The organism is Aminobacter sp. GW821-FHT11F06, assembly GCF_058808215.1.
This window is the reverse complement of the sequence record NZ_JBXARL010000007.1, coordinates 130,088-152,019: the sequence shown is the minus strand read 5'-3', so window position 1 is coordinate 152,019 and position 21,932 is coordinate 130,088. Positions and strand designations below refer to the sequence as shown.

At 63.2% G+C, this 21,932-nt stretch carries 27 protein-coding genes; all 27 read left to right on the top strand.

Features of this window, described 5'->3' with window-relative positions; genetic code table 11:
- Positions 1-137 precede the first annotated feature (137 nt).
- The 27 genes from AC1RTB_RS18110 (at position 138) to AC1RTB_RS17980 (ending at position 21,874) form a co-directional block, all read left to right on the top strand.
- Positions 138-593 carry a hypothetical protein gene (locus tag AC1RTB_RS18110; protein WP_492880153.1) on the top strand — a complete coding sequence of 152 codons (456 nt, stop codon included), beginning with the start codon at positions 138-140 and terminating at the stop codon, positions 591-593.
- Positions 547-1,827 (top strand): DNA-packaging protein, encoded by a 1,281-nt coding sequence (locus AC1RTB_RS18105; RefSeq protein ID WP_492880310.1) that lies wholly within the window; start codon positions 547-549, stop codon positions 1,825-1,827. The genes AC1RTB_RS18110 and AC1RTB_RS18105 overlap by 47 nt, the downstream gene beginning before the upstream one ends.
- Before the next feature lie 12 nt (positions 1,828-1,839).
- Positions 1,840-3,015 carry a phage portal protein gene (locus tag AC1RTB_RS18100; protein WP_492880154.1) on the top strand — a complete coding sequence of 392 codons (1,176 nt, stop codon included), beginning with the start codon at positions 1,840-1,842 and terminating at the stop codon, positions 3,013-3,015.
- A gap of 27 nt (positions 3,016-3,042) precedes the next feature.
- On the top strand, positions 3,043-3,399 hold the full coding sequence (locus AC1RTB_RS18095) for a DUF6107 family protein (protein WP_492880155.1): 357 nt from the start codon (positions 3,043-3,045) through the stop codon (positions 3,397-3,399).
- Positions 3,389-4,078, top strand: coding sequence for an HK97 family phage prohead protease (locus AC1RTB_RS18090; protein WP_492880156.1), 690 nt, complete (start codon positions 3,389-3,391; stop codon positions 4,076-4,078). Before AC1RTB_RS18095 ends, AC1RTB_RS18090 begins: the two co-directional genes overlap by 11 nt.
- Positions 4,075-5,331, top strand: coding sequence for a phage major capsid protein (locus AC1RTB_RS18085; RefSeq protein WP_492880158.1), 1,257 nt, complete (start codon positions 4,075-4,077; stop codon positions 5,329-5,331). The genes AC1RTB_RS18090 and AC1RTB_RS18085 overlap by 4 nt, the downstream gene beginning before the upstream one ends.
- Positions 5,332-5,434: 103 nt before the next feature.
- Entirely contained in the window at positions 5,435-6,004 is a 570-nt protein-coding gene (locus AC1RTB_RS18080) for a head-tail connector protein (protein ID WP_492880159.1), read from the top strand.
- Complete coding sequence (locus AC1RTB_RS18075) at positions 6,004-6,339, top strand: phage head closure protein (protein WP_492880160.1); 336 nt, start codon at positions 6,004-6,006, stop codon at positions 6,337-6,339. The genes AC1RTB_RS18080 and AC1RTB_RS18075 overlap by 1 nt, the downstream gene beginning before the upstream one ends.
- A complete protein-coding gene (locus AC1RTB_RS18070) occupies positions 6,336-6,524 on the top strand; it encodes a hypothetical protein (RefSeq protein WP_492880161.1) in 189 nt (62 codons plus the stop codon). Before AC1RTB_RS18075 ends, AC1RTB_RS18070 begins: the two co-directional genes overlap by 4 nt.
- Positions 6,505-6,918, top strand: coding sequence for a DUF3168 domain-containing protein (locus tag AC1RTB_RS18065; protein ID WP_492880162.1), 414 nt, complete (start codon positions 6,505-6,507; stop codon positions 6,916-6,918). Before AC1RTB_RS18070 ends, AC1RTB_RS18065 begins: the two co-directional genes overlap by 20 nt.
- 49 nt (positions 6,919-6,967) lie before the next feature.
- Positions 6,968-7,384, top strand: coding sequence for a phage major tail protein, TP901-1 family (locus AC1RTB_RS18060; protein ID WP_492880163.1), 417 nt, complete (start codon positions 6,968-6,970; stop codon positions 7,382-7,384).
- Entirely contained in the window at positions 7,381-7,722 is a 342-nt protein-coding gene (locus AC1RTB_RS18055; RefSeq protein ID WP_492880165.1) for a gene transfer agent family protein, read from the top strand. Before AC1RTB_RS18060 ends, AC1RTB_RS18055 begins: the two co-directional genes overlap by 4 nt.
- 44 nt (positions 7,723-7,766) lie before the next feature.
- A complete protein-coding gene (locus tag AC1RTB_RS18050; RefSeq protein WP_476785537.1) occupies positions 7,767-7,946 on the top strand; it encodes a phage tail assembly chaperone in 180 nt (59 codons plus the stop codon).
- Entirely contained in the window at positions 7,939-8,514 is a 576-nt protein-coding gene (locus AC1RTB_RS18045; RefSeq protein WP_492880166.1) for a phage tail tape measure protein, read from the top strand. Before AC1RTB_RS18050 ends, AC1RTB_RS18045 begins: the two co-directional genes overlap by 8 nt.
- Before the next feature lie 18 nt (positions 8,515-8,532).
- Positions 8,533-9,171 carry a phage distal tail protein, Rcc01695 family gene (locus AC1RTB_RS18040; protein WP_492880312.1) on the top strand — a complete coding sequence of 213 codons (639 nt, stop codon included), beginning with the start codon at positions 8,533-8,535 and terminating at the stop codon, positions 9,169-9,171.
- Positions 9,172-9,173: 2 nt separating this feature from the next.
- The gene (locus tag AC1RTB_RS18035) at positions 9,174-10,055 is read left to right on the top strand and encodes a phage/gene transfer agent baseplate hub protein (RefSeq protein ID WP_492880313.1); all 882 of its coding nucleotides are present in this window, start codon (positions 9,174-9,176) and stop codon (positions 10,053-10,055) included.
- Positions 10,052-10,498 carry an NlpC/P60 family protein gene (locus AC1RTB_RS18030; RefSeq protein ID WP_492880167.1) on the top strand — a complete coding sequence of 149 codons (447 nt, stop codon included), beginning with the start codon at positions 10,052-10,054 and terminating at the stop codon, positions 10,496-10,498. Before AC1RTB_RS18035 ends, AC1RTB_RS18030 begins: the two co-directional genes overlap by 4 nt.
- A gap of 15 nt (positions 10,499-10,513) precedes the next feature.
- Positions 10,514-14,413 carry a baseplate multidomain protein megatron gene (locus AC1RTB_RS18025; protein ID WP_492880168.1) on the top strand — a complete coding sequence of 1,300 codons (3,900 nt, stop codon included), beginning with the start codon at positions 10,514-10,516 and terminating at the stop codon, positions 14,411-14,413.
- 33 nt (positions 14,414-14,446) lie between these two features.
- Complete coding sequence (locus tag AC1RTB_RS18020) at positions 14,447-14,659, top strand: hypothetical protein (protein ID WP_492880169.1); 213 nt, start codon at positions 14,447-14,449, stop codon at positions 14,657-14,659.
- Between the two features lie 76 nt (positions 14,660-14,735).
- Positions 14,736-15,032: a hypothetical protein gene (locus AC1RTB_RS18015; RefSeq protein ID WP_492880170.1), complete on the top strand. Its 297-nt coding sequence runs from the start codon at positions 14,736-14,738 to the stop codon at positions 15,030-15,032.
- A 66-nt stretch (positions 15,033-15,098) separates the two neighbouring features.
- Positions 15,099-15,764, top strand: coding sequence for a response regulator transcription factor (locus AC1RTB_RS18010; RefSeq protein WP_492880171.1), 666 nt, complete (start codon positions 15,099-15,101; stop codon positions 15,762-15,764).
- Positions 15,765-15,810: 46 nt separating this feature from the next.
- Positions 15,811-17,187 carry an ATP-binding protein gene (locus AC1RTB_RS18005; RefSeq protein ID WP_492880314.1) on the top strand — a complete coding sequence of 459 codons (1,377 nt, stop codon included), beginning with the start codon at positions 15,811-15,813 and terminating at the stop codon, positions 17,185-17,187.
- Positions 17,188-17,285: 98 nt separating this feature from the next.
- Entirely contained in the window at positions 17,286-17,723 is a 438-nt protein-coding gene (locus AC1RTB_RS18000; RefSeq protein WP_492880172.1) for an RT0821/Lpp0805 family surface protein, read from the top strand.
- 100 nt (positions 17,724-17,823) lie between these two features.
- Positions 17,824-18,960 (top strand): c-type cytochrome biogenesis protein CcmI, encoded by a 1,137-nt coding sequence (ccmI, locus tag AC1RTB_RS17995; RefSeq protein WP_492880315.1) that lies wholly within the window; start codon positions 17,824-17,826, stop codon positions 18,958-18,960.
- A gap of 2 nt (positions 18,961-18,962) precedes the next feature.
- Positions 18,963-19,403, top strand: coding sequence for a cytochrome c maturation protein CcmE (gene ccmE, locus AC1RTB_RS17990; RefSeq protein ID WP_492880174.1), 441 nt, complete (start codon positions 18,963-18,965; stop codon positions 19,401-19,403).
- Between the two features lie 18 nt (positions 19,404-19,421).
- Entirely contained in the window at positions 19,422-21,410 is a 1,989-nt protein-coding gene (locus AC1RTB_RS17985; protein WP_492880176.1) for a heme lyase CcmF/NrfE family subunit, read from the top strand.
- Positions 21,407-21,874 carry a cytochrome c-type biogenesis protein gene (locus AC1RTB_RS17980; RefSeq protein WP_492880177.1) on the top strand — a complete coding sequence of 156 codons (468 nt, stop codon included), beginning with the start codon at positions 21,407-21,409 and terminating at the stop codon, positions 21,872-21,874. Before AC1RTB_RS17985 ends, AC1RTB_RS17980 begins: the two co-directional genes overlap by 4 nt.
- Positions 21,875-21,932 lie beyond the last annotated feature (58 nt).

The window sequence follows — 21,932 nt, the reverse complement described above, 5'->3', positions numbered from 1 at the left end:
CGAAAAATGCGCCATGATAGGAATATATTCTTGACAGCGTGACGGTGCTTTGATAGTGTCTGGCTATCGTCAAAGAAGTGTAGCCAAACCGGCTGCACCGACAGGCAGTTTCCCAAGACATTATCATGGAGGTTTCGTTGGTCGCGAAAGCGGACGAGCGATGGCAAGCACTGCGCGCCCTGTTTGAAGGTGCGAAGGTCGACGCCGAACTTTTGTCGGCAGCAAGCGGTTATGCGCTGTCGTCTATCGGCAGGCGCATGCTGCGGGACGGCTGGGTGAGCCCGATTGCGGGTGATTTTGACGACCGGCTGGCGCGGCTTGCCGATTCCCTTGTCGGGCAGGTCGAAACACTTCGGCTGGAAAACGAAGGCGGTCTCGACAAGGCCCAGGTCGACATGGTCGGTTCGATCGTCAGGACGGTCGAAAAAATCAGCGAGCTGATGCGGGGAGGCGATGCAGCCAAGGTGAGCCAGACGAACAAAGATGCAGAAATGGCGGACGTGCTTGCAAGGATCGACCGACGCATCATTGAGCTTGCTCGAGACTATGCACGGGTGCTGGGCGCCCAAGAGCCTGATCCCTCGCCAAGGTGAGCTGATCGCCAAGGAGTGGTTTTGGTCAGCCCGTATCGCTCAGTATCTGCTCGAAGCAGAGCCGGCGACATGGCTGGTTATCGGCGGACGTGGAGCGGGCAAGACGCGGCTGGGGGCGGAATGGGTCAACAGCATGGTGCGCGGGCTTTCGCCCTTTGCCAACCGTCGTCATTCACCCATTGCGCTGGTCGGCGAGACTTTGGCCGATGTTCGCGAAGTGATGATCGAAGGGCCGTCCGGGATCGCAACGATTTCGCGCCATAACCGGCCGCGTTTCGAACCGAGCCGCAAAAGGCTGGTCTGGGACAGCGGCGCTGTGGCGCAGATATTTTCCTCCGAAGATCCCGACAGCTTGCGCGGGCCGCAGTTTCAGGCGGCGTGGTGCGATGAGCTGGCGAAGTGGAAGCATGCCGAGGCCTGTTTCGACATGCTGCAGTTCGGGCTCAGGCTTGGCGACAAGCCGAGGCAGATCATCACCACGACACCACGTCCGGTGCCGCTTTTGAAGCGGCTGCTGGCCGACCCGGAGGTTGTAGTGACCCGCATGCGGTCGGACGAAAACAGCGCGAACCTCGCGCCCGGCTTTCTGGGCGCGATCCGCAGCCGTTATGGCGGCAGCGTGCTCGGGCGGCAGGAACTGGACGGCGAACTGATCGAGGATCGCGACGATGCCTTGTGGTCGCGCGATATGCTTGAGGCGGCCCTGGTCGCGGAAGCGAGCGACTTGCGCCGCATCGTGGTTGCGGTCGATCCGCCGGCGAGTTCGCGCAAAACCTCTGATGCCTGCGGCATTGTCGCGGTCGGGCTGGATGGCGCAGGCCGGGCGGTGGTGCTGGCCGATGCCACGGTCCAGGCAGCGAAACCGCAGGACTGGGCAGGCACGGCGGTGAGGCTTTTTCACCGCCTGGAAGCCGACTGCATTGTCGCCGAGACCAATCAGGGCGGCGAGATGGTGACGGCGGTGATCCGCACTGTCGATCCGGCGTTGCCGGTGAAGGCGGTACGGGCGCGGCGGTCGAAATGGCTGCGCGCCGAGCCGATTGCCGCACTTTATGCGCAAGGCAAGGTTCGGCATGCCGGCCGCTTTTCAGCACTTGAAGACGAAATGTGCGACTTCGGCCCGAATGGGCTGTCAAATGGCCGTTCTCCCGACCGCGTCGATGCGCTGGTCTGGGCAATCGGCGAACTGATGCCGGACTGGTCGACCGAACCGCGAATCCGCGATTTTCTCTGAACAGGAAACGATATGGCTTTGAATTGGCCTTGGTCCTGGCGGACTGGGAGGGGTAGCGCCGTGCCTGAACGCAAGAGCGGCGGGCCGACTGGCTTTGTCGCCATCCATGCGCAAGGCGAGGCGCGCTGGACGCGGCGTGATTATGCCGGGCTTGCGAGCGAAGGTTTCATGCGCAATCCGATCGTGCATCGCTCGGTGCGCCTGATCTCGGAGACGGCGTCGGCTATTCCCTGGCTGCTCTATGAGGGCGCCAGCGAACTGGACGACCACGCCTTGCTGAAGCTGTTCGAGCGGCCGAATGAGCGGCAAGCCGGCGGCAGCTTCATGGAAGCGCTGTACGGGCACCTGCTGCTTTCGGGCAATGCCTATGTCGAACTGGTCGAGGCGGGCGGTGGGGCGCGCGAGCTGCACCTGCTGCGGCCCGACAGGGTCGCTGTGGCAGCTGATGCGAGCGGTTGGCCGACGGCGCTTGAATATCGCGAGGGCAGTGCGCGCCGTCGTATCGGCCTCGGCCTGAGCGAACAGGGCGGTGCGGCGCATCTGACGCTGTTTCATCCGCTCGACGATCACTACGGGTTTCCGCCGCTCGAAGCCGCACTGATCGCGCTCGATACGCACAATGCGGCGGGGCGCTGGAACAAGGCGCTGCTGGACAATTCGGCGCGGCCCTCCGGAGCCTTGGTCTATGCGCCCAAGGACGGCGGCAATCTGAGCGATGAGCAGTTCGACCGGCTGAAGGCAGAGCTGGAGGAGGGCTATTCGGGCACGACCCGCGCCGGCCGGCCGCTGCTGCTCGAAGGGGGACTTGACTGGAAGGCGATGGGGCTGACGCCCAAGGACATGGATTTCATCGAGGCCAAGCATTCGGCGAGCCGCGACATAGCACTCGCCTTTGGCGTGCCGCCGATGCTGCTCGGCATTCCTGGCGACAATACCTACGCGAACTACCAGGAGGCCAACCGCGCCTTTTATCGCCTGACCGTGCTGCCGCTGGTGGCGCGGACGGCGAGGGAGCTTTCGGCCTGGCTGGCGCCGGCTTTCGGCGAAGGCTTGCGGCTCTGGTACGACGCCGACCAGGTCGAGGGGCTTGCCGGCGAACGCGACGCGCTGTGGTCCAGGGTCGAAGCCGCAAACTTCCTGAGCGACGACGAAAAGCGCGAGGCGGTGGGCTATCCGCCCCGCGGCTGAACATCCGAAACACAGGACCGAAGAGCAATGACGTACATATCCGACCCCGGCTGGCTGTGGCTGGCCAAGGGCGCGGGTGCGATTGCCGGCTCGGCGATCTCGCTCGCATACATCCTGCCGCAAGGGCGGCGCGAGGCCGCAGTGCGGTTCTCAGTGGGCGTGGTCTGCGGGCTGGTGTTTGGTGGCACTGTCGGCCTGAAGATCGCGGCTGAGCTCGGCATCGAAGAACTGATCAGCCCGACCGAGATGACCATGATGGGAGCGGCCGCCGCAAGCCTGTGCGCGTGGTGGGCGCTTGGCTTTGTCATGCGCGCCTTTGAAGGCAACCGTATCGGCCGCTGGATCGAGCAAAGACGCAAGAGGAGTGGCGCTCATGATGCATGAGGCAACGATGCGGAATGGCGAACGGAAATTCGTTGACCTGGTGCTCGACGAGGTCGCTGTCGACGGCACCTTCTCGGGTTATGCCAGCCTGTTTGGGCGTGTCGATCTCGGCAAGGATGTGGTTGAGCGCGGGGCGTTTGCCAAATCGCTGCGGACACGGGGTGCTGCCGGCATTCGCATGCTGTTCCAACACGATCCCAACCAGCCGATTGGTACCTGGACGGAATTGAAGGAGGACAACCGCGGCCTGTTCGTGCGCGGCAGGCTGGCCAAGGACGTTGCCCGCGCCCGTGACGTGCATAATCTTTTGCGTGGCGGCGCGCTCGACGGCCTTTCGATTGGTTTCCGCGCCGTGAAGGCGCGCAAGGAACAAGTGAGCGGTGTGCGCCATATCCTTGAGGCCGATCTCTGGGAGATCTCGATCGTCACCTTTCCGATGCTGCCCGAGGCGCGCATCGACACGGTCAAGGGGCGCGGGAGGTTGCCGACAACCAGACAATTCGAAGGTTGGCTCACGCGGGATGCGGGGCTGACCAGGAGCGACGCCCGGGCGGTCATCGCCGAGGGTTTCGCCAGCCTTGTGCGCAAGCGGGACGCCGCATGGGGATCAGAGAGCGGCCTCGCCGAACGTATCAGGCAGGCCACACGCATGATCAAACAAAAAGGAAGCAGCGTATGAACGAGACCCACGCGCCGCGCGCCCCCGAAATCAAGGGAGCAGCTGGCGATACACTCGACCTGAAGGATGCCTTCGGCGAGTTCATGACCACCTTCGAGGCCTTCAAGGACAGCAATGACGAACGTCTGGCGCAGCTGGAAGGCAAGCTGGGCGCCGATGTGGTGACCTCCGACAAGGTCGACCGCATCTCGCGCGCGCTCGACGAGCAGAAACGCACCCTCGACGGCCTGTCGCTGAAGCGGCTGCGACCGGCCCTTGGGCGCGACGGCCGTTCGATGCCAAGCGAGCACAAGGACGCGTTCGAGGCCTATATGCGCAGCGGTGACGACCGGCAGCTGCGATCGCTCGACACCAAGGCGATGTCTTATGGCTCCGGCCAGGACGGCGGTTATCTGGTGCCGAGCGAGACGGAAGCCGAAATCGGGCGCCGGCTGTCGACTTTGTCGCCGCTGCGTTCGATCGCTTCGGTTCGCCAGGTGTCAGCCGCCGTGCTGAAAAAGCCGTTTACAGTCTCCGGTCCAGCGGTCGGATGGGTGGCGGAGACGGCGGTGCGGCCGCAAACGGCGACACCTGTCCTGGCCGAGCTGCAGTTTCCGACGATGGAACTCTACGCCATGCCGGCGGCGACGGCCTCGCTGCTTGAAGACAGCGTCGTTGACCTCGACCAGTGGATCGCCTCCGAGGTCGAGACGGCCTTTGCCGAGCAGGAAGGCACGGCCTTCGTCAATGGCAATGGCGTCAACAAGCCCAAGGGTTTCCTCGACTACAACAAGGTGGCCGAGGCGAGCTGGGCCTGGGGCGATATCGGCTATGTGGTGACTGGTGTGTCTGGCGCTCTGCCGGCGTCGAGTCCTTCGGACATCCTGATCGACACCGTCTACACAGTGAAGGCGGGCTACCGGCAGAATGCCAACTGGGTGATGAACCGCAAGACCCAGGCATCGATCCGCAAGCTCAAGGATGCCGACGGCAACTATCTCTGGCAGCCGCCTTCGGCACCTGGCCAGCGTGCCATGCTGATGGGCTTCCCGCTGGTCGAAGCCGAAGACATGCCGGATGCGGCACCCAACGCGACGCCGATCGCGTTTGGCGATTTCGGTCGCGGCTATCTTGTCGTCGACCGCACGGGCGTGCGGGTGCTGCGCGATCCCTATTCCGCCAAGCCCTACGTGCTTTTCTACACGACCAAGCGTGTTGGCGGTGGGGTCCAGGACTTCAGCGCGATCAAGCTGCTCAAATACGGCACCGCGTAAGCCGGCGTGAACGGGCCTCGCGTCCGTTCGCCGCTCAGTGCCGTCGCGGCCCCGGTTCCTCCCCACCGGGGCCGCTCCTTTTCCATAAAGACACAGGTGATGAATGACCCTGATCAGAACCGGCGCGCCGGCGCTGGAGCCCGTGACGCTGGTCGACGCCAAGGCGCATCTGCGCATCACCCACACCAGCGAGGATGCGCTGATAAGCGGCCTGATCCGCGCCGCGCGCGAAGATGTCGAGCGCACGACGGGCATCGCATTGATCGACCAGACCTGGCGGCTGCTGCTCGACCGCTGGCCGACCGACAATGTCGTGATGCTGGCGCGGCATCCGGTGCGGCAGGTGCTTTCGGTGACGATTTTCGGCAGCGAGGGCGCGGCGTCCATCGTTAATCCGGCTGCATACCAGCTGGATACGCTTTCGCGACCCGCCCGCATCCATTTCGACAGCGCGCCGGGGCGGCTGCGCGCGATGAACGGCGTTGAGATCGACTTTCGCGCCGGCTTTGGTGAGGTGGGCACCGATGTGCCTGACCTGCTGAAGCGGGCGATGCTGCTGCTTGTGGCGCATTGGTACGAGTTTCGCTCGAGCTTCGGCCCGGACGACCAGCCGGTGTCTTATCCCGGCGGATATGATCGCCTGCTTTCCGGCTATCGTGCACGGAGGCTCTGATGCGCATGAGCTTTATCGATCCTGGCGCGTTGCGTAGCGAATTTGCGCTGGAAGAATGCGTGACGACGCCGGACGCCCTTGGCGGCCATACACAAAGCTGGGTCGAACTGGCGACACTGTTTGCGTTGGTCGAACCGGTGTCGGCGCAAAGTGTGTTTGGCGCGGACCAGACGCTGGAGACGGCGACGCATCGTGTCACCATGCGATGGCGGGGCGAGCTGAAAAGCGGGATGCGGCTGCGCCGGAACCAGCGTGTGCTGGACATCATTACCGTTCACGATCCGGACGAAACGCAGCGCTACCTCGTTTGTCGCACAAGGGAGCAAGGCGCATGAATGTGACGATGAAGCTGACGCTCGACGGACTGAAGCGGGCGCTGCGCTGGAAGGCGCATGAACTGGCGGAAGATGTCGAACAGGGCTACCGTGGCGAGGCTTCCGGTGGGGAGGCAGCGGCACCGCCGAGGCGGGTAAATCCGCGCAGGATGAGGGAGCGAGACGATGACCGCCCCGGCCGCTGAGTTGCAGAAGGCGGTGTTTGCCACACTTCGCGGCAACGCGCCGCTGGTGGCACTTCTGGGTGGGCCAAAGATCCACGACCAGGCGCCGGCCAATGTGGTCTTTCCTTATCTGACCTTTGGCCAGACGAGCGTCTATGACTGGAGCACGGACACCGAGAGTGGCACCGAACAGCTGTTTTCGGTCCATGTCTGGTCGAAATCGCAAGGTAAGCGCGAGGCACTCGAGATCATGGAGGTCGTGCGCACGCTGCTTGACGACGCAACGCTTAATCTGGGCACGCAGCATCTGGTGAGCATGCGGCTCGAATTCTCCGAGACGCGTTTCGACGACAGACTTTCGCTGCAGCACGGGCTGCTGCGCTTTCGCGCGGTGACCGAGCCGATCGGCGTCTGACGCCCGGCTTGCCGACAACATCTCTCAAGACATTTCAGGAGGCCAATTCATGGTCGCACAGAAGGGCAAGGACCTTCTGCTCAAGATCGACAGCAACGGTCTGGGCAGCTTTGTGACGGTTGCGGGCCTGCGCTCCAAGCGCATCGCCTTCAACAGCGAGACGGTCGACATCACCGATGCGGAGTCGGCGGGACGCTGGCGCGAGCTTCTGGCCGGAAGCGGGGTGCAACGGGCGGCGGTGAGCGGCTCCGGCATCTTCAAGGACCAGCAATCCGACGCCAGGATCCGCAGCTGCTTCTTTGGCGGCGAGATTTTGAGGTGGCAGCTTGCCGTGCCTGATTTCGGCGTCGTCGACGGGCCATTCCAGATCACCGCGCTGGAATATACCGGCAACCATGATGGCGAGGTGACCTTCGAGGTGGCGCTCGAATCTGCTGGCGTCGTCGGCTTCACGGTGACGCCATGACGGCGAACAGACGGCGCGGCGAGATTGCCGCCGAACTGGATGGCAAGAGCCACCGGCTGTGCCTGACTTTGGGGGCACTGGCTGAGCTTGAAGCGAGCTATGCCGCAGCCGATCTTGCGGCGCTGGTGGAACGGTTTTCGAGTGGGCGTCTGTCGGCGACCGACATCATCCGTGTCATTGGGGCAGGTTTGCGCGGTGCCGGGCATGAGCTCTCCGACGACGATGTCGGCGGCATGCGCGCTGAAGGCGGCGTCGCAGGCTTTGCGACGATTGTCGCGGACCTGTTGACCACGACCTTCGGCGCAATGCCCAAGGCGGAGAATGGCCAAAACCCTTAGTCGCCGCAGCAGGTACCGGCGCGGAATTCCCCTGGGACAGCGTGATGGCCATGGGATTTGGCCTGTTGCGGCTATCGCCGAGGGACTTTTGGGCCATGACGCCGCGCGAGCTGGAGCGCGCGATGAGCGTGCTCGGCGTGGCCCGAACCGGAGCGCCCGGCAAGGAGAACCTCGTTGAGCTGATGAAAATGTTTCCCGACCGGACGGAGAACCAATTTGGCTGATGGTGTGATCGTCAAGATCGAAGCGGACGACAGCTCGTTTGTCTCGACGCTGAAGTCGCTGGAAAAGCGGGCCGATAGTTTCGGCGCTCATCTCACAAGCGCGCTGAAATTGGCGACCGTCGGCGGACGCGAACTCGAGGACGTGCTGAGAGGCCTGGGCATGAACATCGCCGGCATGGCGCTGGGGCAAGGCCTCAAGCCGCTTCAGTCGCTGGGCGGATCACTCTTCCAGGGCTTGATGCAGGGCCTGCAGAAAGCGCTGCCCTTCGCCAAGGGTGGTGTGACGGGCGGCGTTGTGCCGTTTGCATCCGGCGGCGTGGTGTCGTCGCCGACCTATTTTCCGAACGGCAAGAACCTCGGCCTGATGGGCGAGGCCGGTGCCGAGGCGATCCTGCCCTTGCGCCGTGGGGCTGATGGCGCCTTGGGCGTTGCGGCACCGGGCGGCGGTGGCGCCGTCAATGTCGTGTTCAACGTGACCGCGCAGGACGCGGCGTCATTCCGAAAATCCGAAGCGCAGATCACCGGCATGCTGGCGCGCGCCGTGTCGCGCGGCACGCGAACATTTTGAGGAGGGATCGTGTCGGAGCTGGCCAGTTTCCATGACGAGGTCTTTCCGCTCGCCGTGTCCTTCGGCGCGACGGGCGGGCCGGAGCGGCGCAACGAAATCGTTTCGCTGACTTCGGGGCGGGAGAAACGCAACCTGCGCTTTTCCCAGTCGCGGCACTACTATGACGCTGGAACCGGCGTGAAGTCGCTCGACGATCTTCATGACGTCCTGGCGTTTTTCGAAGCGCGGCGCGGCTCGCTGCACGCATTCAGGTTCCGCGATCCGTTCGACATGAAGTCATGCCGGCCGAGCCAAGCTCCCGACATTCTGGATCAGGTCTTGGGGACGGGCGATGGCGTAAAGGCGCGGTTTGCCCTGATCAAAACCTATGGCACCGGCACCGACGCTTACCAGCGCCTGATTTCCAAACCGGTTGCGGGGAGTCTCAGGATCGCCATTGCCGGTGCAGCGCAGCCAGCGTCGGCATTCTCATTCGATGGTGCTACCGGCGAGGTGGTTTTCGCAGCGGGTTCGATCCCGGCAATGGGCTTGGGGGTGACAGCGGGTTTTGAATTCCATGTGCCGGTGCGCTTCGATGTCGAACGCCTGTCCCTGAGCCTCACGGCCTTCAAAGCCGGGCAGATCCCGTCGATTCCCCTCGTGGAGGTGCTGCTGTGACGATGTCTTCGGCACTGACAAATCATCTCGGCCGTCCCGTGACCAGCGTGTGCCATTGTTGGCGACTGACACGCGCCGACGGGGCCGTGACCGGCTTTACCGATCATGACCGTCCACTGGTGCTGGATGGCACGACATTCGAGCCGGAAACGGGCCTCGCCGCAAGTGAGGCGCGCAGTTCGCTTGGTCTCGCGGTCGACACCGTCGACGTCGAAGGTGCGCTGTCGTCCGAACGCATCCGCGACGCGGATATCGCTGCCGGGCTCTATGACAATGCCAAGGTGGAAACCTTCCTGGTCAACTGGATGATGCCCGAGCAGTTTGCCCTGTTGCGGACCGCGACCATTGGCAAGATCACGCGCAGCGACCAGCGTTTTGTGGCCGAGCTGGAAAGTGCCACGCATGCGCTCGACCAGCCGAGGGGGCGCTATGTCAATCGCGCCTGTGACGCCGAGCTTGGTGATGCCAGGTGCGGCGTGATGCTGAACCAGCCGCAGTTTTCGGGCAGCGGAACCGTAGCGGCCCATGCCGAGCCCGATCTGCTGACTGTGTCGGGCCTCGGTGGCTTCACGTCGGGATGGTTTACGCATGGCACGCTGACCTGGACCGCCGGGGCAAGGAGCGGTCGCAGCGAACGGATCGTCGCCCATCGCCGGGAGGCTTCTGGAGTGACGGTCATCATTGGCCCGAGTGCGGGGGCGGCGGTCATGGCAGGTGATACGTTTTCCGTCCGCGCCGGATGCGACAAGACATTTGCAACCTGCAAGGCGAAGTTCGCCAACGCTCCTAATTTTCGTGGCTTTCCGCATCTTCCGGGCAACGACGCGGGCTATTCCTATGTCACGGAAGGCGGCGTCTTTGACGGCCGGCCAATCGTGCCATGAGCGGTGGACATGTTGCGGCGTCTGTCGTGGCGGAGGCGCTGACGTGGGTCGGCACACCATATCGTCACCAGGGCAGCCGCAAGGACGTGGCCTGCGATTGCCTTGGATTGGTGCTTGGGGTCTGGCGCGAGATCTACGGCCACGAGCTGGAGCATCCGGGGCCTTACGCGCCTGACTGGGCCGAAGCCACGGAACAGGAACGGCTGCTCGATGGACTGCGAAAACACTTGCTGGAGAAGCCCGTTGCGGCCATGGCCGCCGGCGACCTCATCGTGTTTCGCTGGCGCCCGCATCTGCCGGCGAAACATGTGGGGATACTGACCGAGCCGGACTGTTTCGTGCATGCCTATCAGGACCATGGCGTGGTGCTGACCCGCCTAGTGCCGCAATGGCGTCGACGCATCGCGGCTGCCTTTGCCTTTCCAAGCTTGACGCATAGCTGATCCTGGAGATCGTTGATGGCGACCATTCTGCTGCAGGCTGCCGGGGCATTTCTCGGCGGCATGCTTGGCCCGATCGGCAGCACCATCGGCACCGCTGCCGGTGCACTGGCCGGCTACGCCATCGACCGGGCGCTGATCAACGGCACCAGAAGGATCGAGGGACCACGGCTTACGGGTGCCCGGCCTTTCACCGCGGAAGAGGGTGCGTCGCTGCCAAGGATCTACGGCACGGCACGCGTTGGCGGGACGCTGATCTGGGCGACGCGCTTCAAGGAAACGCGCTCGACCCGGCGGCAGGGCAAGCTTGGCCCGAAAGTGACCGAATATGCGTATTATGGAAATGCCGCCTTTGCGCTGTGCGAAGGCGAGATCGCCGGTGTCAGGCGCGTCTGGGCGGATGGGCGCGAGATCGATCGCGAGACGATCGAATTGCGCATCCATCGCGGCACCGAGGGCCAGGCCGTCGATCCGCTGATTGCGGCCAAGCAGGGTGCCGGCAATGCGCCGGCCTATCGCGGTGTTGCCTATGTGGTGGTCGAGAGCCTCGACATTGGCGAATACGGCAACCGCATCCCGCAGATGCAGTTCGAGGTGATCCGGCCAATCGGCGAGTTGCGCAAACGTGTCCGCGCGGTCACGCTGATCCCCGGCGCGACCGAATATGGTCTGTCGACAAGCCTTGTCACGCGGCAGAAGCGGCCCGGTGATACCGAAGCGCTCAACCGCCACGTGCTCTACGCCGGCACCGACATCGCGGCTTCGCTCGACGAGTTGCAAATGATCTGTCCGAACCTAGAGAACGTCGCGCTCGTGGTGACCTGGTTCGGCAATGATCTGAGGGCCGGCCAATGCAAATTGAGGCCGGCGGTGACCAACGCCTCGACCTCGGGATTGTCGGCTCCCTGGCGCGTGTCAGGCATAACCCGGCCGGACGCCATGCTGGTTTCGACGCATGCTGGTGGCCCCGCCTATGGCGGCACGCCGTCCGACAAAAGCGTCAAGGAGGCGATTGCCGAGATCAAGGCGCGTGGCCTGAAGGTGACGCTCTACCCGTTCATCATGATGGATATCCCGGCGGCAAACAGTCTGACCGATCCCTACGGCAGCGCCAGCCAGCCGAGCTATCCCTGGCGCGGTCGCATCACTTGCATGCCTGCACCGCAGCTTGCCGGCACGACTGACCGCACCGCGGCGGCACGGAGCCAGATTGACGCGTTTTGCGGTTCGGCGCTGCGGACCCAGTTTTCAGCAGCAGGAGACAGCATCATTTTTGCCGGCAACCCTGACGACTGGGGCTACCGGCGTTTCATCTTGCACTACGCGCATTTGGCTATGGCTGCCGGCGGTGTCGATGCCTTCCTGGTTGGCACCGAGTTGCGCGGCCTGACGACGCTGCGAGATGGTGCGAATGCGTTCCCATTCGTCGAGGCGCTTTGCACCTTGGCGGCTGATGTTCGCGCCGTGCTCGGTCCGGCGTGCCGCGTCACCTATGGTGCCGATTGGAGCGAGTATTTTGGCTATCAGCCGGGCGATGGAAGTGGGGATGTCTATTTCCATCTCGACCAGCTTTGGGCGCATCCGGCGATCAATGCCATCGGCATCGACAATTACATGCCCTTGTCGGACTGGCGCGACGCTGATTATGCGGGCGGCAACCCTGATGGATTTGCTTCGCCATATGATCCCAAAGGCCTCGGTTCCGCTGTCGCCGGTGGCGAAGGCTTCGACTGGTACTACGCAAGCTTGGCGGCACGGCTAGCCCGATCGAGAACTCCGATCACCGACGGCGCCTATGGCAAGCCCTGGGTGTTTCGCTACAAGGATCTTGTCGGCTGGTGGGCCAACCAGCACTACAACCGGGCCGCCGGCGTGGAGGCGGCGTCGCCCACCCCATGGGTGCCGCGCAGCAAGCCGATCTGGTTCACAGAGCTCGGATGCCCCGCAGTCGACAAGGGGCCCAACCAACCCAACATGTTTCCTGATATCAAATCATCCGAAAGTGCTGCTCCACATTTTTCCAATGGCGGCCGGTCAGACATCGCGCAACGGCGCTTATTGGAGGCGCATGCGGCGCACTGGGATTCGGCTGCCACCGGCTTCAATGAGGCGGACAATCCGCTGTCGCCGGTCTATGGCGGGCGCATGGTCGACATGGCGCGCAGCTATGTCTGGGCGTGGGACGCCCGGCCCTATCCGGCCTTTCCATTGCAGTCATGGGTCTGGTCGGATGGCGATGCATGGTACCGTGGTCATTGGTTGAATGGCCGCTTCGCTGGCCCTGATGTGTCCGAACTCATCAACGAGATACTGGCCGATCACGGCCTGCCAGCGGCCGAGGTGGCGGGTGTCGAAGGCACAGTGAGCGGCTACGTCATCTCCGACCCGACTTCGGCCAGGGCCGCACTCGAACCGTTGGTCGACCTGTTTGGCCTGTCGGTCCGCCAACAGACGGGCGGGCTGGTGTTCAGGCAAACGGCTGCTTCGAAAGATGCGGCAATCGAACTGAGCGAACTGGCATTCGACGGCGGAAGCGCTGTGGTCGAGACTGTGCGCACGCCCGACCATGATTTGCCGGCTGAGGCTCTGATCAGCTATGTCGATCCCGTTGCGAACTACCAGTCGGCGTCGGCCAGGAGCACCAGGTTCGCCGCGTCCAACAGCCGGCAACACGTGATTTCGTTCCCCGGCATGCTGGAGGCGGGGCAGGCGAGCGCACTGGCCGAAGACTGGATGCGCCGGATCTGGCAGGAACGGGAACGCGTGAGCTTTGCCCTCGCCGAGCCGCGTGCGGACATCGGTCCGGGTAGCATCGTCAAGCTACCGGCCTCGGGCAGCCGTTCCGAATTCCTGGTGACGGAGATCGAGCAGGGACTGGTGCGCAAAGTGACGGCGCGCCAGCTGTCGCGCGCGGTTCCGGCACCCTGGAGTTCTTCCAATCCCGATGTGGAACCGGTGCCGCCTATCGCGGTTGGCCAGCCATATGCAGTCTTCCTCGATCTGCCGATGATGGCGGGCGGATCGGCGTTGGCGCAGGATCATTTCAGGGTCGCGGTGACGCAGCAGCCCTGGCGGAGCCAGGCGCTGTTCGTTTCACCCGAGGATACCGGCTTTGCGTTGCGGGGATCGGTCGGTCGCCGTGCCGACATGGGCAGGCTGACGGCGGTGCTTTCGCCTGGCCGGGAGGGCAGGGTCGATCGTGCGGCCATATTGACGGTCGAGCTTTACGGGGGCGAACTGACAAGCGTCAGCCGCTTGCAGCTTCTCAACGGCGCCAATTTTGCGGCGGTGCGATCTGCCGGTGCCTGGGAGGTGCTGCAGTTCGAGACGGCTGAAGAGATCGCGCCCGGGGTCTGGCGATTGAGCCACCTTTTGCGCGGGCAATTCGGCTCCGGCGATGCGGCTGCCGTTGGCGCGGGCGTGGGCGCGTCGTTCGTTGTCCTTGATGCGGCCGTTGTGCCCGCCGGTCTGAGGCCCGGTGAGGTGGGGCTGCTGCTCAACTGGCGGGTCGGTCCGCTAGGCGGCGACTTCTCCAGTGCCAGCTTTTCGGCGCATCAAGAGACCGGCGGCAAGCGGGCGCTGATGCCGCTTTCCCCTGCGCATCTGCGGGGCAGGCTGACTGGGAACAATGACCTGTCGCTTTCATGGATCAGGCGCGGGCGCATTGACGCGGACAGTTGGGAATCGAGCGACATTCCGCTCGGCGAGGAGCGCGAGGAATACCGCATCGACGTTGCGTCCGTAGGTGGCTCGATCGTGCGGTCAATGACGGTTTCGACGTCGGCCTGGATTTATGCGGCGGCTGATATTGCAACTGATTTTGGCGTGCCGCCGGCTGCTGTCGACATCACCGTTCGCCAGCTCAGCGTCGCCACCGGCTGGGGCATGCCGGCATCGCGCCGCTTTGGGCTGACCTGAGGCGAGCAGACTTTCACCGGAAAGGATCAGAACATGTTGAACCTGAAACCTTGGTATCTCTCGCGTACCATCTGGGCGTCTGTCGTGACCATGCTGTTGGGCGTGGCCGGCCTTGCCGGCATGCCTGTGGACGGCGTCGACAATTCCGCGTTGACCGATACGGTTTTGCAGGCGATCACTGCGCTTTCAGGGTTGATTGCGATCATCGGCCGGGTGTCGGCCAAACAGCGCATCGGCAAAATTTAGCAGGCTTGCAATAGCGTCATTTGCATGAATTCATCGTTCATTCCACGTTCAGCACTCGTGTATTAGAAATCGCAGCATGAAAACGCTTCGCTCCATATTCGGGTCAGCCACGACTGCGCTCTGCACGGTAGGCCTGCTTGCGGCTTCCGCGCAGGCCGCACCGTTGCTGACGGCGGAGACGGGTGAATATGTCGTGGCGGCCGCGGATTGTTACTCGATTGGCCAGCAGGTGGCCGACCAGCAGGGCGGCACGTTGGCAAGGGCGTCCGAGTCCAATCAGGGCGGACAGTCTGTCTGCGTGATCGTGGTGCTGGTGCCCGCCAAGGACGGCCAGCGGCCGCGCCGCGTCGAGGTCGTCGTGCCGGCCAACTAGCCTGCATTTCCCGTCAGGCCGGAATCGCCTATATCTCTGCAATCTTTCCACTGGTCGCAAAACCGCATGCGCATACTCGTCGTCGAAGATGACAAGGACCTGAACCGCCAGATATCCGAGGCGCTGACCGATGCCGGCTATGTCGTCGACAAGGCCTTTGACGGCGAGGAAGGGCATTTTCTCGGCGATACCGAGCCTTATGACGCGATCGTGCTCGACATTGGCCTGCCACAGATGGACGGCATCAGCGTTGTCGAGCGCTGGCGCCGCGAAGGCCGCAAGATGCCGGTTCTGATGCTGACCGCGCGCGACCGCTGGAGCGACAAGGTTGCGGGCATCGACGCTGGCGCCGATGATTACGTGACCAAGCCGTTCCATATCGAAGAAGTGCTGGCACGGGTGCGGGCGCTGATCCGGCGCGCCGCCGGCCACGCCTCGTCGGAGCTTTCTTGCGGCCCTCTGAGGCTCGACACCAAGGCCTCGAAGGCCGACGTCAATGGCGTGCCGCTAAAGCTGACATCGCACGAATTCCGGCTGCTCGCCTATCTCATGCATCATATGGGCGACGTTGTCTCCCGCACCGAGCTGGTCGAGCATCTCTACGACCAGGATTTCGACAGGGATTCCAATACTATCGAGGTGTTCGTCGGTCGCCTTCGCAAGAAGATGGGCATCGACATGATCGAAACCGTCCGCGGTATGGGCTACCGCATGCGCGAGCCGGAGGCGTAAGGCGGAAAAGCTTCGCAAACGACTAGGTCGCTGGAAGCGCTACGTGCTGGGCCTTGGCCCGCGTTCGCTGGCGTTTCGCGTCATCGCCTTTTCGACGCTCTGGGCGATCCTGGCGTTCGCCTTGATCTTCACCGTCATCAGCTCGCTCTATCGTCAGACCAGTGAACGCGGTTTCGACAGCCTGCTGTCGGCGCACCTCTTCAATCTCATCGGCTCTGTCGGCGTGTCCGACAGCGGCACGCTGACCGGGGGGCCGGATCTCGGCGACCTCCGCTTCTCCGAACCGGAATCGGGCTGGTACTGGTCGGTCGAGCCGGTTTCCAAGGGGCTTGTCGGCCAGCTGCGTTCTTCGTCCATGACCGAGCCGATCGCTTCGCCTGGTGCAGATGAAGTGCCGTTCAACGCCGAGTTTCAGCGCCATTACCGTGTCGCGGGCATCGGCGGCGAAGAACTTGAGGTGTTCGAGAGCGAGTTCGTGCTGGATTCGCAAAACCGCATCGGGCGCTTCCGCGTCATGGGCAATCGCACCGAGCTGGAAGATGAGATCAGCGGCTTCGAATGGCGCTTGTTCACCTACCTGACGTTGTTCGGACTTGGCATGATCGCAATCAACGCGATTGCCATTCTGCTTGGCCTGCAACCACTGACGCGCGTGCGCAATGCGCTTGCCATGGTTCGCGAAGGAACCGCCCAGCGTCTCACGGGACGTTTCCCGGCGGAGATCCAGCCGCTCGCAAATGAGACCAACGCGCTCATCGAGAACAACCGCCGTATCGTCGAGCGGTCGCGAACCCAGGTCGGCAATCTCGCGCATTCGCTGAAAACGCCGCTTGCCGTGATGCTCAACGAGGGGCGTGCTCTGGGCGGCCCCAAAGGTCAGCTCATTGCTGACCATGCCGCCGCGATGCAAATGCAGATCGATCATTACCTTCAGCGGGCTCGGGTTGCCGCGCAACGGGAAAGCGTTGTCTATCGCACGCCGGTCGCGCCGCTGCTGCAACGCATGGTGCGGGTGATGGACAAGCTCGCGCGTGGCGCAACTTTCTCCCTGAAACTGCCGGCGACAGAGGTTGTGTTCGCGGGCGAGCGCGAGGATCTCGAGGAGGTTGTCGGCAACCTGCTCGAAAACGCGATGAAATGGGCGCACAGTGCTGTCAAGGTTTCGGTCGAGACAGCGGTGCCCGTGGCCGAGGAGCCACCACGGTTTTCGATCCTGATCGAGGATGACGGACCGGGGATTCCGGAGGACAAGGCACGCGAGGCGCTGCAGCGCGGCAAGCGTCTCGATGAGACCAAACCGGGCACAGGCCTGGGTCTCGCAATCGTCGCCGATCTGGTCAAGGAGTATGGCGGTACGCTTCGATTGGAGCGATCGGCGATGGGTGGATTGAAGGCCGTCGTAGAGTTGCGCGGCGTGCAATAGAAATGGCTGGCCGAATCGGCCCCATTTCGGCCAAAGATGCAATCTAACGCGGCGCCAAGCCCTTGTAAGCGGACGCAAATTCGGGACCGGTGATGAGCATGAGACTACGGGTGGCACTGGTTGCGGGACTGCTGGCCGGCTCAGGCTGCACAACCACAGGTCTGGGCAGCGGCGGCGGAATTGTGCCGTCGCTTGGTGGTGGCGACGGAGCATCCAGCGGCAAGGTTGCAACGCGCATCATCAATGCCATGGACGGTGGCTTGATCAGCGGATCGATCGGCACCGGCTTGAGCGACGGCGACCGGCGCAAGGCGCTCGAAGCCGAGTATCGCACGCTGGAATACGGCCAGGGCGGACAGACCCTTGCCTGGAAGGGCGAGGGACGCTCGGGCGAAGTTGTGGCAGCACAGCCATATCGCGTCGGCTCCCAGGACTGCCGTCAATATTCGCAGACCGTGTTCACCACCGGGACGCCGCTGGTTGCGCGCGGAACCGCCTGCCGCAACGCCGATGGCAGCTGGACGCCGCTGACCTAAGTTCTCACGCGTTATTGCTTTGGCAAAAACACGTGAACCGTCAATAAGCCGCAGGACGGAGATGTTGGCACCTTGGTGCCTGCTGGCTATTTAGGTGAGTATGTTTTTCTGGGTCATAGCCGCTGTCTTAACACTTGGTGCGAGCCTTGCGGTTCTGTTGCCGTTGACGCGGCAGGCCGAAGGTGAAGCCGACAACAGCCACGACCTTGAGGTTTATCGCGACCAGCTTGGCGAAGTCGACAAGGATGCCGCGCGCGGGCTCATTGCGCCATCCGACGCAGAACAGGCGCGTGCCGAGATCGCACGCCGTATCATCAAGCTCGATGCCGATGGCGCGCCGAAATCGAAAAACGGATCCCAGTTCGCTTCGCGGCTGGTTGGCGTTACGGCAGTGCTTGCCATACCGCTGCTGAGCTGGAGCATCTACACCGCGATCGGCTCGCCGGACGTGCCCTCGCAGCCTTTGAGCGCGCGCCTTTCGCAAAAGCCGGCGGACAGTTCCGTCGACGAATTGATCGCCCGCGCCGAGGCGCATCTTGTCGCCAACCCGTCGGACGGTCGCGGCTGGGACGTGCTGGCACCCGTCTACCTCAGAATGGGCCGCGCCGATGACGCGGTCACAGCCTATCGCAACGCCATCCGTATCGAGGGCTCGACAGCGGCCCGCGAGGCAGGCCTTGGCGAAGCCATCGCCGGTTCGTCGGGCGGGATCGTTACTGCGGACGCGCGAATGGCCTTCGAAGCTGCGCTCAAATTTGAGCCAGCCAATCCCAAGGCCCGCTATTTCCTTGGCTTGGCCCTCGCCCAGGAGGGCAAGGTTGCCGAGGCTGCCACCGCCTGGCGCCAAATGGCCGAAGGCCTGCCAGCTGACTCGCCTTGGCGACCGGCGACTGAACAGGCAATCGCCCAGGCCGAAGGTCGCACCGCACCGGCCAATGAAACGGCTGGCGGTCCCGGACCCGAGCAGGACGACATCGATGCTGCAGCGTCCATGTCGTCGGGCGATCGCACGGCGATGATCGAAGGCATGGTTGCCACGCTGGACGAGAAGCTGCGCCAGAACCCGCGCGACCCGGAAGGATGGCTGCGGCTAGTGCGTTCATATCAGGTGCTTGGCAAGACCGACCTGGCCCAGGACGCGCTTGGCCGCGCTTATGCTGCGCTTGGCCGTGATAGTGAAGACGGTCGCAAGCTTACCGAACTGGCTGGCTCGCTTGGCCTGAAGGTCACGGAGTAGGCATGACACGCAAACAAAAGCGGCTTTCGGTGATTGCGGGCGCGCTGGCCTTCCTGGGTGCGGCAACGGCACTGACCTTTTACGCGCTTGGCCAGAAAGCATCCTATTTCTACATGCCCGCGGATTTGCAGGCGGCGACCTTGCAGCCGGGTCAACGTATTCGCCTTGGCGGCCTCATCGAGAATGGCAGCATCGTGCGTGGGCAGGGAACCCAGGTCGAATTCGGCGTGACCGACTCCGAGAAAACGGTGAAAGTGCGCTACACTGGCATCCTGCCCGATCTGTTTCGGGAAGGGCAAGGCGTGATCACCGAGGGCAGTTTTGGCTCCGACGGTGAGTTCGTCGCCGATAGCGTGCTGGCGAAACACGACGAGAACTATATGCCCAAGGAAGTCGCCGACAGCCTGAAGGCAAAGGGCGTCTGGCAGGAAACCACAAAATGAACGTCGGACCGCGCTGACATGGTTGAGATGGGTCACTTCGCGCTTGTCCTGGCGCTCGCCTTGTCGCTGGTGCAGTCGCTGGTGCCGCTTTACGGAGCGCACAAGGGCGACGCCAGGCTGATGGCGGTTGGCGGGCCGGTGACAGTCACCGGATTTGCCATGATCGCGCTGTCTTTCGCCGTGCTGACGATGGCCTATGTCCAGTCGGACTTCTCGCTCGTCAATGTCTGGGAGAATTCCCACTCCTTGCAGCCGCTGATCTACAAGTTCACCGGCACCTGGGGAAACCACGAGGGCTCGATGCTGCTGTGGGTGTTGATCCTCAGCTTCTTTGGCGCATTGGTCTCGGCATTCGGTGGCAATCTTCCGGCGACGCTTCGGGCGAATGTTCTTGCGGTCCAGGGCTGGATCGGCACGGCCTTCCTGCTCTTCATCCTGATCACGTCGAACCCGTTTGCCCGCCTGGTGCCAGCACCGATCGAAGGCAAGGATCTCAATCCGATCCTTCAAGACATCGGCCTCGCCGTCCATCCGCCGTTGCTCTATCTCGGTTATGTCGGCTTTTCGATCAGCTTCTCCTTTGCCGTTGCCGCACTGATCGAGGGCCGCATCGATGCTGCCTGGGCGCGCTGGGTGCGTCCATGGACGCTGGCCGCCTGGGTGTTCTTGACCGGCGGTATCGCCATGGGCTCGTACTGGGCTTATTACGAGCTTGGCTGGGGTGGCTTCTGGTTCTGGGACCCGGTCGAAAACGCCTCCTTCATGCCCTGGCTTGCCGGCACCGCACTGCTGCACTCGGCCATCGTAATGGAAAAGCGCTCGGCGCTGAAGATCTGGACGCTGCTGCTTGCCATCCTGACGTTCTCGCTGTCGCTGCTCGGCACTTTCCTCGTCCGTTCGGGCGTACTGACCTCGGTGCATGCCTTTGCCAGCGACCCGAGCCGTGGTGTCTTCATCCTTTGCATTCTCACGCTGTTCATCGGCGGTTCGCTGGCGCTGTTTGCGCTGCGCGCGTCGTCGCTGACGGCTGGCGGCATCTTCCACCCGATCTCGCGCGAAGGCGCGCTGGTGCTCAACAACCTGTTTTTGACCACCGCAACCGCAACGGTGTTGATCGGAACGCTTTATCCGCTGGTGGTCGAAGCGCTGTTCGGCGACAAGATTTCGGTCGGCGAGCCCTTCTTCAACCTGACCTTTGGCCCGCTGATGTTGCCGCTTCTGGCCGTCGTGCCGTTTGGACCGCTGCTTGCCTGGAAGCGTGGCGATGTCGCTGCTGTCGCGCAGCGGCTGATGTTTGCGTTTGGCGCGGCTTTGCTGGTTGTATTGGTCACCTACCTGTTCATCGATGGTGCCTCGGTGTTCGCCGCCCTTGGCGCTGGCCTCGCGGCCTGGCTCATCCTTGGCGCGTTGACTGATCTCGCGTTGAAGGCGGGCATAGGAAACGTCGCGCCGAATGTGGCGCTGCGTCGTTTTCTTGGCCTGCCGCGTTCGGTTTTTGGTACGTCACTCGCGCATCTTGGCCTCGGGCTGACATTGCTCGGCATCGTTGGGGTCCTGTCATTCCAGAAAGAGGCAATCCTGGTCATGAAGCCGGGGCAGGTGCTGGAGATTTCCGGTCACCACCTGCGGTTCAACGGGCTCACCCCCATGCGTGGACCAAACTTCACCGAAGACCAGGGCCGCTTCTCGCTGCTTGGCGCCAACGGCCAGCCTTTCGCTGAGATCCTGTCGTCCAAGCGCTTCTATCCGGTACGCCAGATGCCCACGACCGAAGCCGGCATCAAGACGATGTGGCTGAGCCAGCTCTATGTCTCGCTTGGCGACGAAACCGGCGATGGCTCGGTGGTCGTTCGTGTCTGGTGGAAGCCGCTGGTCACACTGATCTGGGGCGGCGCGCTGGTGATGATGTTCGGCGGTTTCGTCTCGCTGCTGGACCGCCGCCTGCGGGTTGGCGCGCCGGCGCGGCGCAAGTCCGGCCAGGCCAAACCCATCCCGGTCGCCTCATGAAAACGAAACTGCCGGCAATCGCGGGGTTCTTGGCCGCTTTCCTCTTTGCGGGAACGGCGCTTGCGGTGAAACCAAGCGAGATGCTCGCCGATCCGAAGCTTGAGGCCCGCGCGCGGCTGCTGTCGGAAGAGCTGCGTTGCATGGTCTGTCAGAACCAGTCCATCGACGAATCCGATGCCGAGCTGGCCGCCGATCTGCGCGTGCTGCTGCGCGAGCGGCTTGTCACTGGCGACAGCGACGAACAGGTGATGGACTATATCGTCTCCCGTTACGGTGAGTTCGTCCTGTTGAAGCCGCGCTTCAACCTGCGCAATGCCTTGCTTTGGGGCACGCCAGTCCTGCTGCTGCTCGGTGGTGGCACATTTGTGTTCCTGTCGGCCCGTTCGCGGCGCAGGCAGGAGCCGGAAGCTTTGACGAAGGACGAGCAAGAAGCTCTCGAAACTATTCTGCGCAAGGATGCGTGAGTAAGCTCAACATTACGAAAGTTTCATCCGTCGGAAATGGTGCCGTAATGTGAGTCCC